This is a genomic window from Rubrivirga litoralis, from assembly GCF_031846415.1.
Lineage (GTDB): Bacteria > Bacteroidota > Rhodothermia > Rhodothermales > Rubricoccaceae > Rubrivirga > Rubrivirga litoralis.
The window spans coordinates 22,096-36,023 of sequence record NZ_JAVRHT010000036.1; the positions used below are offsets into that span (position 1 = coordinate 22,096).

Genomic DNA, 13,928 nt, shown 5'->3' on the forward strand with positions numbered 1-13,928 from the left:
GGGCGGGGCGGGCTACTTCGAGCTCTTCTCGAGCTGCTTGTACAGCTTGAGGTAGAGGTCGTACGAGAGGAGGACGGCCTCGGGCTCGTTGTTCTTCTGGATCATGATGCCCGTCTTGATCGTTTTGGCCTGGTCGATGAGCGCGGACGTTTTCGACCGGAGCTCAGTGACGGTGGCGATGGCTTCGATGCCTTGGGTGCTGTACATGGTCTGTGGGTGCCAGGGAGGGACGGAGAGAGACGCGACACGCCTGGAAGATGGTCCCCAACGTACACACCACAGAGAAGCCCTTACCTAACCCCCGATCTTTGTGTACCTAGGCCACGTCACGACCTCCGTCGTCGCAACGGAAAAGCACCCCCGCCTCCGTGCACACCGGCTCCTCGTCGTCGAGCCGGTCGGCCTCGACGGCCAGCCGCTGGGCGGCCCGGCCGACGTGGCCCTCGACCCCGGCCTCGACGCCGGCCCCGGCGACTTCGTGATCGTCGCCAAGGAGGGCGCCGTCGTCGCCGACCTCCTCGACCGCGACCTCGGCTCCGACGAGACGGGGACGCCCGCCAACGTGGTCATCGTCGCCATCGCCGACGACTGGACGCCGCGGTAGTCGGCGAGTGCCCGCCCCGCCCGTGTGGCGCGGGGGCGGGGTGGAGCATCGCCTGATCGCGCACCTCCACGCGCCTCGTGTGGCGTGGGCGGCGCGGTCTGACGACGCGGAGGGCAAGACACGGCCGCCCCGCCCTCGACGTAGGCGCGGCGGCCCCTTCCCCCGACACCGTCTACCGCCCCGCCCGACCTACTGACTCCCCCGCGCTTCCACACCTCTTCAAGCCGGCCCGGGGAGCCCGTGCGGGGCGGCGGGGTAGACTCCCCCTTCCCCACACACCCAGTGACATGGCGAACGGCCCCTACGACGTCCTCATCATCGGCTCCGGCCCCGGCGGCTACGAGGCCGCCATCCGCGCCCACCAGCTCGGGCTCAAGACGGCCATCGTCGAGAAGAACAAGCTGGGCGGGGTGTGTCTGAACATCGGGTGCATCCCGACTAAGGCGCTGCTCAAGAGCGCCGAGGTGGCCTCGCAAATGCGGCACCTGGGCGACTACGGCCTCTCGTTCGGCGGCGACGGCGCGGCGCCCGAGGTCGAGGTCGACTTCCCGGCGGTCGTCGAGCGCTCGCGGGGCGTGGCGAACAAGATGAACAAGGGCGTCCAGTTCCTCATGAAGAAGAACAAGGTCGACGTCTACATGGGCTCGGCCACGCTCCTCAGCGGCGGCCGCGTGCGCGTCGAGCCGTCGGAGACGATGGACGGCGAGACGGTCGGCGAGAAGACGGAGATCGAGGCCAAGCACATCATCGTCGCCACCGGCGCCCGCGCCCGCGAGATCCCGACGCTGCCCGTCGACGGCACGAAGATCGTCGACTACCGCCAGGCCATGCTCCAGACCGAGCGGCCGGAGTCGCTGCTCATCGTCGGGGCCGGGGCCATCGGTGTCGAGTTCGCCTACGTGTACCACCACATGGGCACCGACGTCACGGTCGTCGAGCTCCAGGACCGGCTCGTGCCCGTCGAGGACGCTGACGTGTCGAAAGAGCTCGAGCGCGCCTACAAGAAGATGGGCGTGTCGGTCATGACGGGCGCCGAGGTCACGGACGTCGACACGTCCGGGGACGGGTGCGCGGTGACGGTCAAGACGGCCAAGGGCGAAGAGACGCTCCAGGTCGCCCAGGTGCTCTCGGCTGTCGGCGTAGTCGGCAACGTCGAGGGGTTCGGGCTGGACGACATCGGCGTCGAGCACGAGCGGGGCGCCATCAAGGTGGACTCGATGTACCACACGAACGTCGACGGCGTCTACGCCATCGGCGACGTCGTCGGCGGCCCGTGGCTAGCGCACGTGGCGAGCCATGAGGGGATCGTCTGCGTCGAGAACATCGCCCACGAGATGGGCAAGGCGGACAAGGCGCCCCACGCCGTGGACTACCTCAACGTCCCCGGCTGCACGTACTGCCTGCCGCAAATCGCGTCGGTCGGCTACACCGAGGCCAAGGCGAAGGAGGCCGGGTTCGACGTGATCACCGGCAAGTTCCCGTTCACGGCGTCGGGCAAGGCGGCGGCCATCGGCGACCAGACCGGGTTCGTGAAGGTGGTCGTGGACAAGAAGTACGGCGAGGTCCTGGGCACCCACATCATCGGCCACGACGCGACCGAGATGATCGCCGAGATCGTCACGGCGCGCGCTCTCGAGACGACGGCCCACGAGATCATGGACGCCATGCACCCGCACCCGACGCTCTCCGAGGCCGTCATGGAGGCGTTCCGCGACGCCTACGGCCAGGCCATCAACGCGTAGCGACGGCGCCCGCCCCGCCCGCCGTGGGCGGGGTGGTGCCGCCCCGCCCGAGGATCGCCCCCGGTGCCCGACGGCGCCGGGGGCGCTCTCGTTGCAGCCGCCCCGCCCCACACGCGAGCGCAAGTCGGGCGGGGTGGAGTGGACCGCGGGCGGGGCGTTAGAACCCCACCCCGCCCCGCCCGTACTGAGCGCCCCCTCTCTCCTCCCCCTCCCCTATGTCCGCCCCCACGAGGCCCCCCGCCGACCGCGCCGAGCAGATCGAGAAGCTCGCCGACCTGATCGAGGACATCCGCATCTGCATGCTCACGACCGTCGACACCGACGGCAAGCCGTGGTCGCGCCCGATGGCCGTGCAGGAGGTCCGGTTCGGCGGCGACCTCTGGTTCTTTACCCGCGACGACTCCGAAAAGGTCGAGCACGTCGAGCGCAACCGGAAGGTCGGCGTCGCGTTCGCGCGGCCCGACCACCAGGACTACGTCACGATGGCGGGCACGGCGCTCGTCGTCAAGGACAAGCGGAAGGCCGAGGAGCTGTGGTCGAAGCCGCTCGAGGCGTGGTTCCCGAAGGGCATCGACGACCCACACCTCCGGCTCCTCAAGGTCGAGGTCGAGCGCGCCGAGTACTGGGACTCGCCGTCGAGCCCGGTCGTCTACGCGCTCGGGTTCCTCAAGGCCAAGATCACCGGCGAGCCGGCCCGCGACGTCGGCGAGAACGAGAAGGTCGACCTGGGATGACGAGCGGCGGGTGGGGGCCGAGAGCCCTCTCCCCGCTCCGCCACCCCGCCCCACGCGGCGCAAAGGGGGCGGGGTGGCCGCCCCGCCCGCACGCCCCGCCGGAACGGGCGGGGCGGCTAGCGGACGACCGCGCCCGGCTCGCCGTCGGCCTCGACGGCCAGGAGCGCCCCGTCGCGGTTCTCGGCGAACAGGATCATCCCCTGGCTCTCGAGCCCGCGGATCGTCCGCGGCGCGAGGTTGGCGACGACGACGACCGTCCGCCCCACCAGGTCGTCGGGCGCGAAGTGCTCGCGGACGCCGGACAGGATCTGCCGCGTCTCGAACCCGAGGTCGACGTCGAAGCGGAGGAGCTTGTCCGCGTTCGGGTGGAGGTCGGCCGCTAGGATCCGCCCCGCCCGCAGGTCGAGCGGGGTGAACTGGTCGAACGCGATGGGCGCGCTGAGCGGGGCGTAGGGCTCGCCCGAGTCCGCAGCGGCCGGGTCGCCGGTCGCCGTCGCCTCGCGGTCGTCGAGGAGCTGGCGCTGCGCCTCGACCTCGTCGTCCTCGATCTTGCGGACGAGGATGCCGGGTGTGCCGAGCGGGTGGTTTGTCTGCAATAGCGGACGTCCGGCGTCAGCCCAGCCGATCCCCGCCTCGCCCTCGCCGCCGGCCGCCCCGTTCGCCCCCGCCCCGCCCGCGGACGACCGGACGCCCTCCAGGTTCAGCATCTCGCGGAGCCGCCGCGCCGTCTCGGGCACGACGGGGTCGAGCAGGACGGACAGCCCGGCGCAGACCTGGAGCGCGACGTGGACCGTGTTCCGCATGGCCCGCTCGTCCGTCTTCCGCGTTTTCCACGGCTCGGTCTCCTGGAGGTATTGGTTGCCCGCGCGCGCGAGCGCGACCGTCCGCGCGACGGCGTCGCGGAGCCGGTACTGCTCGTAGAGCGCGCCGACTTCGGGCGGGGCGGCGGCGAGGGCGGCGAGAAGCTCGCGGTCGGCCTCGGACGGCTCCTCCAGCGGCGGCACCGCCCCGCCCGTAAAGCGGTCGGCGAACGTGAGCGCCCGGTTGCAGAAGTTGCCGACCACGTCGGCCAGCTCGCCGTTCACGCGGTTCTGGAAGTCGGACCACGTAAAGTCGGCGTCCTTCGTCTCGGGCAGGCCGACCGCCAGCGCGTAGCGGAGGGCGTCGGCGGGGAACGCCTGCAGCGCCTCCTCGGCCCAGACCGCCCAGCCGCGCGACGTGGAGAGCTTCTGGCCCTCCAGGTTCAGGAACTCATTGGCCGGCACGTTCTCCGGCAGCACAAACTGCTCCGCAGACGGCGAAGCCAACTGCGGCAGGTCCGGCTGCGCCGCATTGCCTGCGGCGTCCGCTGCGCGGTTCGTCGCCATCAGGATGGCGGGGAAGATGAGGCAGTGGAAGACGATGTTGTCCTTGCCGATAAAGTGGACCAGTTCGGGCGCGGTCCCGTCCTCGTGGACCTGCCAGTACCGCCGCCACCGCTCCGCGTCGCCCTGCGCCGCCGCCCACTCTTTCGTGATCGAGAGGTAGCCGATGGGCGCGTCGAACCAGACGTAGAGGACCTTCCCGTCGGTGTCGCCCTCGACGTCGGGCGGCACCGAAATGCCCCAATCCAGGTCGCGCGTCATGGCGCGCGGGCTCAGGCCGGCGTCGAGCCAACTCCGCACCTGGCCCAGCACGTTCGGCTTCCACCCCGCCCTCGTCCCGATCCATTGTTCGAGGGCGGGTTGGAGATCGCCCAGCGGGAGGTACCAGTGCGTCGTCTCGCGCCGCTCCGGGGCGGCGCCGGAGAGCGTGCTCCGCGGCTCGACGAGGTCGTCGGGCGAGAGCGTGGACCCGCAGTTTTCGCACTGATCGCCGTAGGCCTGGTCGTACCCGCAGACGGGGCAGGTGCCCTTGACAAAGCGGTCGGCCAGGAAGAGGCCGGCCTCGGGGTCGTAGAGCTGCGTCGCCGTCTTGCGCACGAACCCGCCGGCCGCGTCGATGGCCCGGAACAGGTCCTGGCTCGTCTCCCGGTGCGTCTCGGAGGTCGTGCGCCCGTAGGCGTCGAATGCGATACCGAAGCCGGCGAAGGCGCTCTCCAACTCGGCGTGGTAGCGGTCGACGATGGCCTGCGGCGTCGTCCCCTCCTGCCGCGCGCGGATGGCGATCGCCGCCCCGTGCTCGTCGGACCCGCACACCCAGACCACGTCGCGCCCGCGCAGCCGCTGGTAGCGGACGAACAGGTCGGCCGGGAGGTAGGCCCCGGCGAGGTGGCCGAGGTGGAGCGGCCCGTTCGCGTACGGGAGCGCCGAGGTGACGAGGAGCGGGCGGTCGGGCATGCGCGGGGTTACGGGGTACGGGGTACGGGGTACGGGGTACGGGGTACGGGGTACGGGAAGATGGCGGGCGGGGCGGGGCGGCGCCACCGGGCGGGGCGGAAGACGGCCGGAATTGCGGCGGGCGGCGGAGACAACCGCCCCGCCCCCGCGCGCCATGGGCGGGGTGGGCACGGTAGCCTCGTTGCACGCAACGACGCCGGGCAACGGCGCCCAGGCAGGGCGGGGCCGTTCAGGACCGCCCCGCCCGCAGGTGGCCTCGGGCGGGGTGGCGCCGCCGGCGGTGCCGAGCGGGGCGGGAGCGCTGCCCCGGGCCACCCCGCCCCACGCGGCTCAAGCGTCTACCCAAACGTCTACAACGCGGGAGGCCGCCCGGCCCTGCGGCAGGTCGCGTGGCTGGTCGTCCCGGTCGGCCCAAGCGTCTCGCCGAAGGTTCGCGCCGGGTCCGCCCCGCCGCGGTCCGCTCGGGCGGGGCGGGGGCGTAGCTTGGCGCCGCCCTTCCCCGCCCCGCCCCTGACGGCCGCCATGACCACGCCCGACACGCTCGACCTCAGCTCACTCTCCGAAGACGACCGCCTCTCGTTCTACGGCGCCCTCTTTGCCATGTCCGCCGCCGACCGCGACATGGATGAGAGCGAGGACGACCGGATCTTCGAGTCGCTCGACCTGGGCGACCTTTCCGGCGACGCCCGCAAGCGCGTCTTCCGGCTCGCCATCCAGCCGCCGCCGCTCGAGCGGTGCCTGCTCCAGTTCAAGGACCACGACGTCGAGCTGCGCCGGGCGCTCATGCTCAACCTCCTCGACGTCGTCCTCGCCGACGGCGTGATCGAGCCCGGCGAGCACGTCGGGCTCCACGAGGCCCGTGAAGTGCTCGGCCTCGACCGCGACGACGTCGCGGGCCTCCACGACGTGGCGTTCGGCGTGCAGCAGGCGACCGACGCCGTCCGCCGTCCCATCCGCCCCGCCCCGCTCAGCGTCTGAGCCCGCGGGCGGGGCGGCCGCCCCGCCCTAGGCTGCGCGGTCGGGCGCAGAGCTCAGTACGGGGCCGGGTCGCGAGGCTGCGCGATCGGGTGGACGTCCTCGTCCTCGTGGTCGATCCCCCGGCCCAGCCGGTTTGCCCACTGCTGCGTGAACTCGGCACCGACGAGGACGATAAAGGACGAGTAGTAGATCCAGATGAGGATGAGCGCGAGCGAGCCCGCGGCCCCGAACGCCGAGCCCGGGTTGGCCGTGCCGAGGTAGATCCCGATGAGGGACTTGCCGATCGTGAACAGGATCGAGGTCGCAAGGCCGCCGACGGCCGCGTCGCGCCACGCGACCTCGGCGTCGGGGAGCACCCGGAACAGGAAGGTGAACAAGGCCGCGATGACCAGGAGCCCGACGACGACGTTGGCCACCTGGACCAGCGTGCTCGCCACGGCGCCGCCGCCGACGGCGGCCTCGGCGGCCCCCCCGATCGCCGTGAGCGCGGCGCTCACGACGAGCGAGACGAGGAGGAAGAACCCGATCGTCAGCACCATCCCGAACGAGAGCAGCCGCTTGAGGACGACGCCCACGACGCCGCTGTCGTCGTCGTCCTCGACCTCCCACGCCCGGTTCAGCGCCCGCTGGAGCTGGGCGAACGCGCCCGTCGCCCCGAACAGGAGCGCCGCGAGCCCGGCCACCTTGGAGCCGATCCCGGTCCCCAGGTCGCTCGCGTCGGCGATCATGGTGCGGATGGCGTCGCCCGCCGACGGGCCGATCAGGTCGCCCATCTGGCTCACGACGACCTCCTCGACCTGGGCCGGCCCGACCACGGCCCCGACGACGCCGACGATGATGACGAGGAGCGACGGGAGCGAGAACACGGTGTAGTACGCGATCGCGGCGCTCAGGCTCGGGACGTCGTCGTCCATCACGTCTTTGCCGGTGGCCGTGAGGAGGTTCTTGGTGGTGGTCCAGGCGGAGGGCATAGGTCGGGGGTGTGAGTCGGTCCGTTCACGCGCGGGGCGGGGCGGGGTTGCCGCGGCCGCGTACCTTTGGGGCCTCCTCACGCCCCGCCCCGTGCTCCGCCCCCGGCTCGACGACGACGGCCGCACCGTCACCCTCGACCTCCACGGCGCCCGCGTCGACGAGGCGCTCGGGCTCGCCCACGCCGCCGTGGTCGAGGCCGCCCGGCGCGGGCGCTCGACCGTCCGCGTCGTCCACGGCGCGTCGACGAGCGGGGCGGGGCGGCGGACCATCAAGACGGCGCTCCACGCGGAGCTCGACGCCGGCGCCTTCGCCCCGCCCGTGACGTCGTCGTTCCGGCAGGAGGGCGCGGTGCTCCTCGGGCTCGCGCCGGACGCCGCCCCGCTCCCCGGCCGCCTCACGCTCCGCGACCTGCGCTGAGGGGCGGCCGGCAGTCCGGCGTGAGGCCACCGCCCCGCCCTCGCCGTACGCCCTCGCCGCACGTAGGGGCGGGGCGGTGGCCGCGCGTCCGTCTCTGGAGTCACGGGAGCCACCCCCGCCCCGCCCTCGTCCGCATCACGGGCGCAGACGCGTCCGCCGCTGACTCCACCTGCTACCTGAACACGTGCTATCTGCCACTCAGACGCCGCCCCGCCCGCGCATCGGGATCACGACGTCGCTCAACCCGACCGAGAGCGGCGCCCTCGAACAGCGGCTCGACCTCGCCTACGTCCGCGCCGTCGAGCGAGCGGGCGGGCTGCCGCTGTTGGTCCCAATGCTCGAAACGGACGAGGCCGCCGACGCCTTTGCCGCGCTCCTCGACGGCCTCGTCGTCACCGGCGGCCCGGCCGTCACCGACGGGCTCGTGGGCGCGCTCCCCGACGACATCGACGAGACCCACCCCGCCCGCACGGCGTCCGACGTCCGCCTGCTCCGGGCCTTTCTCGACGCCCGCCGCCCAGCGCTCGGGGTCTGCTACGGGATGCAGCTCGCGAGCGCGCTCCGCGGCGGCACGATCTACGCCGACGTCCAGCGCGACGCCGACGCCGACATCCACAGCAGCGGGCGGGGCGGGACCACGCATCCGGTCGCCGTCGAGCCGGGCACGCGGCTGCACGCGCTCGTCGGAGGCGCGGTGGACGTCAACACGCGGCACGTCCAGGCGGTCGCCGAGCCTGGCGCCGGCCTCGTCGTTTCGGCGCGGGCGCCGGACGGGACGGTCGAGGCCATCGAGACGGCCGACGGCACGTTCGTGGGGCTCCAGTTCCACCCCGAAGCTATGAGTCCGCCGCTGGACGCGGTGTTCGAGGACTTGGTCGCGCGTGCCCGGGCGGGGCGGGAGAACAGGGCCGGAATCGGTCTCTGAAGGAACTGTGAGGGGCGGGCGCGGTTTTTGAATAGAGGGCCGTTAGCTAACGGCCCCCGCTCGAGACCCCGCCCCGCCCGCCCCATGTCTACGCCCTCAGACCCCCGCTTCCGCCCGCTCCCGGACGACGCCGACGTGGCGCCCGTCGACGCCGTCGGCGAGCCGCTGGACCCGGCCGACGACACCTCGCCGCAGGGCGCCCGCGGGCGCCGCGCGTTCCGAGAGAGTCTTCGTACGCCGCTCGTCGCGCTGGGCGCGTTCGCGGCCCTCGGGCTCGGCGTCTTCGTCGCCACCGGCGGCGACGTGGGCGCGGCGGCTCCGACGAGCGCCCCGCCTCAGGGGGCGGCCGAGGCCGCAGTCGTCCCGCTCGACCCCAACGACCCGTTCACGTTCAGCGGGCTCGACATCCACCCCGACCGGCTGTTTGCCCAGTACTTCGCCGGCGCGTTCGCCGGCGCGGCCGTGGGCGCCGACGTATCGACCAGCCACCTGGCCGACTTCCGCTGGCGGCTCGACATGTACCAGAAGGCGTACGGGGTCGACGACAACTTTACGGTCCGCGTCCTCGACAACCGGACGGGCGAGACACTCGAGGTGGCCCAGCTCCGCGGCGACCGCGACCGCTTCCGCGGGTCCGGCCAGGCGGATTGGGACCAAGTCAACCGCGCGCGGCGGACGCTGACGACCGATCTCCGCAAAAAGTGGACGGACTACGGCGTCCCGCGTTCGGCCCTGGTGATCCGGTGGGGCTACGCCGACCAGACGCGGGAGGCCCGTGAGCGCGACGCGCCCTACCTCGCCTACGAGGTCAACCTCGCGCGGCGGCTCGGGCTCAGCCTGCTCCCGACCGAGATCGGGACGGTCGAGACGTTCAACCAGGACCAGCTCATCTCGTCGGCCGGGGCGCAGAGCCGGTTCCAGCTCATGCCCGACATCATGGGCATGTTTGGCGTCGAGCAGTACGCGCTGCCCGTGGCCTCGGGCGGGGCGGTCCAAGTCCGCGAGCAGCGGCACCCGCTCCTGGCCATGGAGCCCTCGCTCATGCTCGTCCGCGCCTACGCCAACGCCGTGGGCCACGAGCTTCCAGGCGTCTCGGCGTACCACACCGGCCCGGGCAACATCTTCAAGCTCTACCGCGAGTACCTGAAAGCCAACCCCGGCCAGGTCCGCGGCGCCCACGTCTCGGACGCCTACATGTGGGGCGTGACCGACGGGTTCGAGCAGGTCGACGAGGTGTCGTCGTTCGGGCCGCACTCGCGGGCCTACGTGCTCAAGGCGTACGGCTCGCTCCGCGCGACCGAGGGCGACCTCGTCCAGCCCGAGCAGTCGTTCCGCGGCGAGCTCGTCCGGCTCCGCCCCGGCGCCATGGCCCGTCTCTCGCAGGTGCTCGACGCGCTCGCCCCGCACGAGCGGCGGCTGACGTGGGGGCCGGTCGAGGGCGCGACGATGTACGCGAAGTTCCGGGCGCTCAACCCGCACATCGCCCTCCCCGCCCCGCGCGGCGACGGCGTCCCAGCGGCCGGCGACCTCCGCCTGTCGTCGAGCGCCGACGGCGAGCCCGTCCGCTTTTTCCTCCCGATCGGGTCGGCGTCGGTGCTCCGCCGCGTTGGTCTCGACGTGGTCGGCGACGTGCAGGCGTTCGACGAGACCACGTTCCTGATCGACCCGTCCGAGGTCACGTCGGTCGACCGGGCTTACACCCAGCTCGTCCGTGAGGCCGGCGACTTCGGGTTCACGTCGTCGATCCAGCGGCGGATGGACCGGATCCACGACCAGCTCCAGGCGCTCGCCGAGCAGAACCCCGACTCGCGCTACCGCCAGACGCAGGCGAAGGTGGCTCGCATCCACCGCTCGGTGTGGCGGACCAAGAACTTCCGCAACCTCGTCGCCACGACCGAGACGCTCCTGGCCGCCGATCCGCGCGTGAACCTGGGCCGCGGGGAGATCCCGTCCGCGACGCCGCCGCTCCGCCGCCCGACGATGGAGCCGCTCCCGCCCCGCCCGCCGCAGCTGGCCCCGCTCGTGCCGTAGACGAAGCGCCCGCCGGCCCTACCGCCCTGCCCGTTGCTCCGGGCGGGGCGGCGTCGTTTCGGGGCGGGGTGGCGGCGGACAGCGTCTGCGTACAACCACGTCGGCGCCTGCCCATCCCGCCCTCCCCTATCCCGTATCCCTCCTCACCTCGGGCGGGGTGGAGACGAGGACGCCCTGCATGAAGCGGTAGTGGCCGGGGTAGGTGCAGATAAACGGGTACTCGCCCGGCGGCGGCATCGTGAACACGACGGCCGTCCGCTCGCCCGGCCCGGCGAGCGGGGTGAGGACCAGGACGGCCTCGTCGAGCGGGACGTCGTCGCGGACGCCCGCGGCCGCCTCGCCCACGCGCTCGACGGCGGCCGAGTCCGCGACCACGACCACGTTGTGGATCATGGCCAGCGACGTCGACGCCGTGTTGTCCATGACCAGGCGGACCGTCGCGCCGGCCGGCGCCTCGACGCGGGTGACGGTGTAGGCGAGCGCGTTGCGCTCGGCCGGCACCACGAGCTCGGCGTCGACCGGCTGCGCGAAGACGGCCTGCTGCTCCGGCGACGGCTCGCGCGGCTCCGGCGCGCACGCGGCGAGCAGGAGCAGGGCCGCCCCGCCCACCGTCCTCCACCACCCCGCCCGCGCGGCGCGGGCGGGGCGGGGCGGCTCCGTGGGGGCGGGGCGGTCGGGGACCGTCTGCTCAGGCCGCCCCGCCCCCGCCGACTGTGCGCGTTGGGCGGGGCGGGACGTGCGCGCGCGTGCCCCTTCCCTCTCCCCTCGTCCCCTCAAAACGTCCATGCCGCGTCCTCCTCGACGCGCCGGCGGGCGCGCTGCATGAGCGTGTCGTGGAAGGCTCGGACCGGCTCGCCCGCGTCCGGCTGGCGGAGCGTGTAGCGGCCGTCTGGCGCGAGGTCCCACGCCTGGCGGTTGTCGTCGAGGCAGAACTGGAGCGTGCGGAGGAGCCGCCCCCGCGCCGTCTCGTCCTCGACCGGGACCACGACCTCGACGCGGTCGTCCAGGTTGCGGCGCATCCAATCGGCCGAGCCGATGAGGACGTCGGGGTGCCCGCCGTCGTTGTGGAAGTAGTAGATCCGGCTGTGCTCGAGGAAGCGGCCCACGAGCGACACGATGCGCACGTTCTCGGACGCGCCCACGAGGCCGGGCCGCATCCGCGTGTGGCCGCGGACGATGAGGTCGATCTCGACGCCGGCCCGGCTCGCCTTGTACAGCTCGCGGATGATGCCGACGTCGTCGAGCGCGTTCATCTTGGCCACGATCCGCCCGCGCCGCCCCGCCCGCGCGTGGCTGGCCTCGCGGCGGATGAGCTCGACGAACCGGGCGCGCAGGTCGCGCGGGGCGACCACCAGCGTCGTGTACTCCTGCTCGGGGGCGTAGCCGGTGAGAAAGTGGAAGAGGCCCACGAGGTCGTCGCCGATCTCGTCGCGGCACGTGAAGAGTCCGAAGTCGGTGTAGAACCGGGCCGTCGTCGGGTTGTAGTTGCCCGTGCCGAGGTGGGCGTAGGTCCGCAGCCGGTCGCCCTCCTCGCGGACCACGAGCGTCGTCTTCGCGTGCGTCTTGAGCCCGACGAGCCCGTACGTCACGTGCGCGCCGGCGCGTTCGAGCCGCTGCGCCCACTCGATGTTGTTGGCCTCGTCGAACCGGGCCTTGAGCTCGACGAGCGCGGCCACCTGCTTGCCGGCCTCGGCCGCCCGGATCAGCGCGCGGACGATGGGGCTGTCCTGGCTCGTCCGGTACAGCGTCATCTTGATGGCGAGCACCTTGGGGTCCTCGGCGGCCTCCTCGACGAACCGCTGGACCGAGGCCGCGAAGCTCTCGTACGGGTGGTGCACCAGGAGGTCGCCGGAGCGGATGGCCGCGAACATGTCGTCCTCGTCTTCGAGCCCCTGATGGCGGAGCCGGACCGGAACGACGGGCTCCCACGGGAGGTCCTTGAGGTGCGGGAGGTCGGCGTCTCCCAGCGCCATGAGGCCGGCGAGGTCGAGGAGCCCTTCCACCTCGATGAGGTCCTGGGCCTCGTCGAGGTCCAGCTCGCGCGTGATGAGTGACCGGACGCGCCGCGGCATCGACGCCTCGACCTCGACGCGGACGACCTCGGAGAACCGCCGCTCGCGGAGCTCCTCGGAGATCATCGCCAGCAGGTCGTCGGCCTCCTCCTCGCTCCGCTCCACGCTCGCGTTCCGGGTCACGCGGAAGGCGTGGACGCCGACGACGTTCATGCCCCGGAACAGGGACTCGGCGTTGTGGCGGATCAGGTCCTCGACGGCGACCACGTCGAGCGACCCGTCGCCGACGGGGACCCACCGGCCCCGCCCGGTCGGGATCTTGAGCCGCGCAAAGTGCTCGGTGCCCCGGCCCGGGTGCCGCAGCGTGAAGGCCAGCGACAGCGAGAGGTTGGAGATGAACGGGAACGGGTGGCCCGAGTCGACGGCGAGCGGGGTGAGGATGGGGTAGAGGTGCCGCTGGAAGTGGTCGTCCAGGCGGGCCTGCGCCTCGGCGTCGAGGTCGTCGTAGTCCCGGATCGCGAGGCCGGCGTCAGCGAGGGCGGGGCGGATCTCGTCCTCCCACAGCCCCGACGTCCGCCGCTGCATGGTGAGCGCGGCCCCGCTGGACAGGTCGAGCTGCTCGCGCGGCGTCCGGCCGTCGGGCGAGAGCGCGCGGACGCCGGCGCCGAGCTGGCGCTTGAGCCCGCCGATCCGCTTGCGGTAGAACTCGTCGAGGTTGTTGGCCGTGATGGCGATGAACCGGACGCGCTCGATGAGCGGCGTGCGCGGGTCGAGGGCCTGGTAGAAGACGCGCCAGTTGAAGTCGATCCAGCTCAGCTCCCGGTTGAAGTAGTACGCCGGGTGGTCGAGCGGGGCGCCCTCGGGGACGGGCCGGGACTCGACGGCGAGCGGGAGCGTCTGGTCGAGCGGGACCGCCCCGCCCTCGGCGTCCGCAACGCCGGGCGTGTCGACGTCCGCCGTCGTGGGCTTGCGCGCCCCCGTCTCCGCCGTGGCCGTGGCCGCCCCGCCCTCGTGCGTCGTGGGCGCGTCGGCGTCGGGCGAGGGGGCGCCGTCGCCGGCGGGCGGGGCGGGGTCGGTCTTCTTCGGCATGGGCTCGGGGCGGGGGGACCCGTCGAACGCGCGGCCGGCGCGGACGCTCCCGACGCGCGCCGAATCCGGGCGGGCAGCGGGCAGCGGGCAGCGGGCAGCGGGCAGC

12 protein-coding genes are annotated in these 13,928 nt (G+C 72.9%); 7 read left to right on the plus strand and 5 right to left on the minus strand.

Annotated features, from left to right (window positions below; translation table 11 throughout):
- Positions 1-12: 12 nt before the first annotated feature.
- Positions 13-207 (minus strand): type II toxin-antitoxin system Phd/YefM family antitoxin, encoded by a 195-nt coding sequence (locus tag RM540_RS13375; RefSeq protein WP_311664933.1) that lies wholly within the window; start codon positions 205-207, stop codon positions 13-15.
- A gap of 103 nt (positions 208-310) precedes the next feature.
- On the opposite strand from RM540_RS13375, the gene RM540_RS13380 reads away from it, so the two are divergent.
- From RM540_RS13380 to RM540_RS13390, 3 genes are all read left to right on the plus strand, one after another.
- Entirely contained in the window at positions 311-604 is a 294-nt protein-coding gene (locus RM540_RS13380) for a EutN/CcmL family microcompartment protein (RefSeq protein WP_311664935.1), read from the plus strand.
- A 287-nt stretch (positions 605-891) separates the two neighbouring features.
- Complete coding sequence (gene lpdA / locus RM540_RS13385) at positions 892-2,346, plus strand: dihydrolipoyl dehydrogenase (RefSeq protein WP_311664937.1); 1,455 nt, start codon at positions 892-894, stop codon at positions 2,344-2,346.
- A 215-nt stretch (positions 2,347-2,561) separates the two neighbouring features.
- Positions 2,562-3,080 (plus strand): pyridoxamine 5'-phosphate oxidase family protein, encoded by a 519-nt coding sequence (locus tag RM540_RS13390; RefSeq protein WP_311664939.1) that lies wholly within the window; start codon positions 2,562-2,564, stop codon positions 3,078-3,080.
- Between the two features lie 116 nt (positions 3,081-3,196).
- On the opposite strand, the gene metG is transcribed toward RM540_RS13390, so the two are convergent.
- Positions 3,197-5,398 (minus strand): methionine--tRNA ligase, encoded by a 2,202-nt coding sequence (gene metG / locus RM540_RS13395; protein ID WP_311664941.1) that lies wholly within the window; start codon positions 5,396-5,398, stop codon positions 3,197-3,199.
- 522 nt (positions 5,399-5,920) lie between these two features.
- Here metG and RM540_RS13400 point away from each other — a divergent pair.
- Entirely contained in the window at positions 5,921-6,376 is a 456-nt protein-coding gene (locus RM540_RS13400; RefSeq protein ID WP_311664943.1) for a TerB family tellurite resistance protein, read from the plus strand.
- A 53-nt stretch (positions 6,377-6,429) separates the two neighbouring features.
- Here RM540_RS13400 and RM540_RS13405 read toward each other — a convergent pair whose 3' ends face one another.
- Entirely contained in the window at positions 6,430-7,347 is a 918-nt protein-coding gene (locus tag RM540_RS13405; RefSeq protein WP_311664945.1) for a YihY/virulence factor BrkB family protein, read from the minus strand.
- 91 nt (positions 7,348-7,438) lie between these two features.
- On the opposite strand from RM540_RS13405, the gene RM540_RS13410 reads away from it, so the two are divergent.
- The 3 genes from RM540_RS13410 to RM540_RS13420 all read left to right on the plus strand — a co-directional run bounded on the left by RM540_RS13410 (position 7,439) and on the right by RM540_RS13420 (position 10,721).
- Positions 7,439-7,765, plus strand: coding sequence for a Smr/MutS family protein (locus RM540_RS13410; RefSeq protein ID WP_311664947.1), 327 nt, complete (start codon positions 7,439-7,441; stop codon positions 7,763-7,765).
- 184 nt (positions 7,766-7,949) lie between these two features.
- Positions 7,950-8,690 (plus strand): gamma-glutamyl-gamma-aminobutyrate hydrolase family protein, encoded by a 741-nt coding sequence (locus tag RM540_RS13415; RefSeq protein WP_311664949.1) that lies wholly within the window; start codon positions 7,950-7,952, stop codon positions 8,688-8,690.
- An 84-nt stretch (positions 8,691-8,774) separates the two neighbouring features.
- Positions 8,775-10,721: a hypothetical protein gene (locus RM540_RS13420; protein ID WP_311664951.1), complete on the plus strand. Its 1,947-nt coding sequence runs from the start codon at positions 8,775-8,777 to the stop codon at positions 10,719-10,721.
- A 126-nt stretch (positions 10,722-10,847) separates the two neighbouring features.
- Here RM540_RS13420 and RM540_RS13425 read toward each other — a convergent pair whose 3' ends face one another.
- Positions 10,848-11,498 carry a plastocyanin/azurin family copper-binding protein gene (locus RM540_RS13425; RefSeq protein WP_311664953.1) on the minus strand — a complete coding sequence of 217 codons (651 nt, stop codon included), beginning with the start codon at positions 11,496-11,498 and terminating at the stop codon, positions 10,848-10,850.
- On the minus strand, positions 11,495-13,928 hold a 2,434-nt coding region (gene ppk1, locus RM540_RS13430), incomplete at its 5' end, for a polyphosphate kinase 1 (protein ID WP_311664955.1). The genes ppk1 and RM540_RS13425, both read right to left, overlap by 4 nt.

Bases quoted from the DNA above. Each gene is read 5' to 3' on its own strand.
- RM540_RS13375 (WP_311664933.1), bottom strand. From the start codon at position 207: ATGTACAGCACCCAAGGCATCGAAGCCATCGCCACCGTCACTGAGCTC.
- lpdA (WP_311664937.1), top strand. From the start codon at position 892: ATGGCGAACGGCCCCTACGACGTCCTCATCATCGGCTCCGGCCCCGGC.
- RM540_RS13390 (WP_311664939.1), top strand. From the start codon at position 2,562: ATGTCCGCCCCCACGAGGCCCCCCGCCGACCGCGCCGAGCAGATCGAG.
- metG (WP_311664941.1), bottom strand. From the start codon at position 5,398: ATGCCCGACCGCCCGCTCCTCGTCACCTCGGCGCTCCCGTACGCGAAC.
- RM540_RS13400 (WP_311664943.1), top strand. From the start codon at position 5,921: ATGACCACGCCCGACACGCTCGACCTCAGCTCACTCTCCGAAGACGAC.
- RM540_RS13405 (WP_311664945.1), bottom strand. From the start codon at position 7,347: ATGCCCTCCGCCTGGACCACCACCAAGAACCTCCTCACGGCCACCGGC.
- RM540_RS13420 (WP_311664951.1), top strand. From the start codon at position 8,775: ATGTCTACGCCCTCAGACCCCCGCTTCCGCCCGCTCCCGGACGACGCC.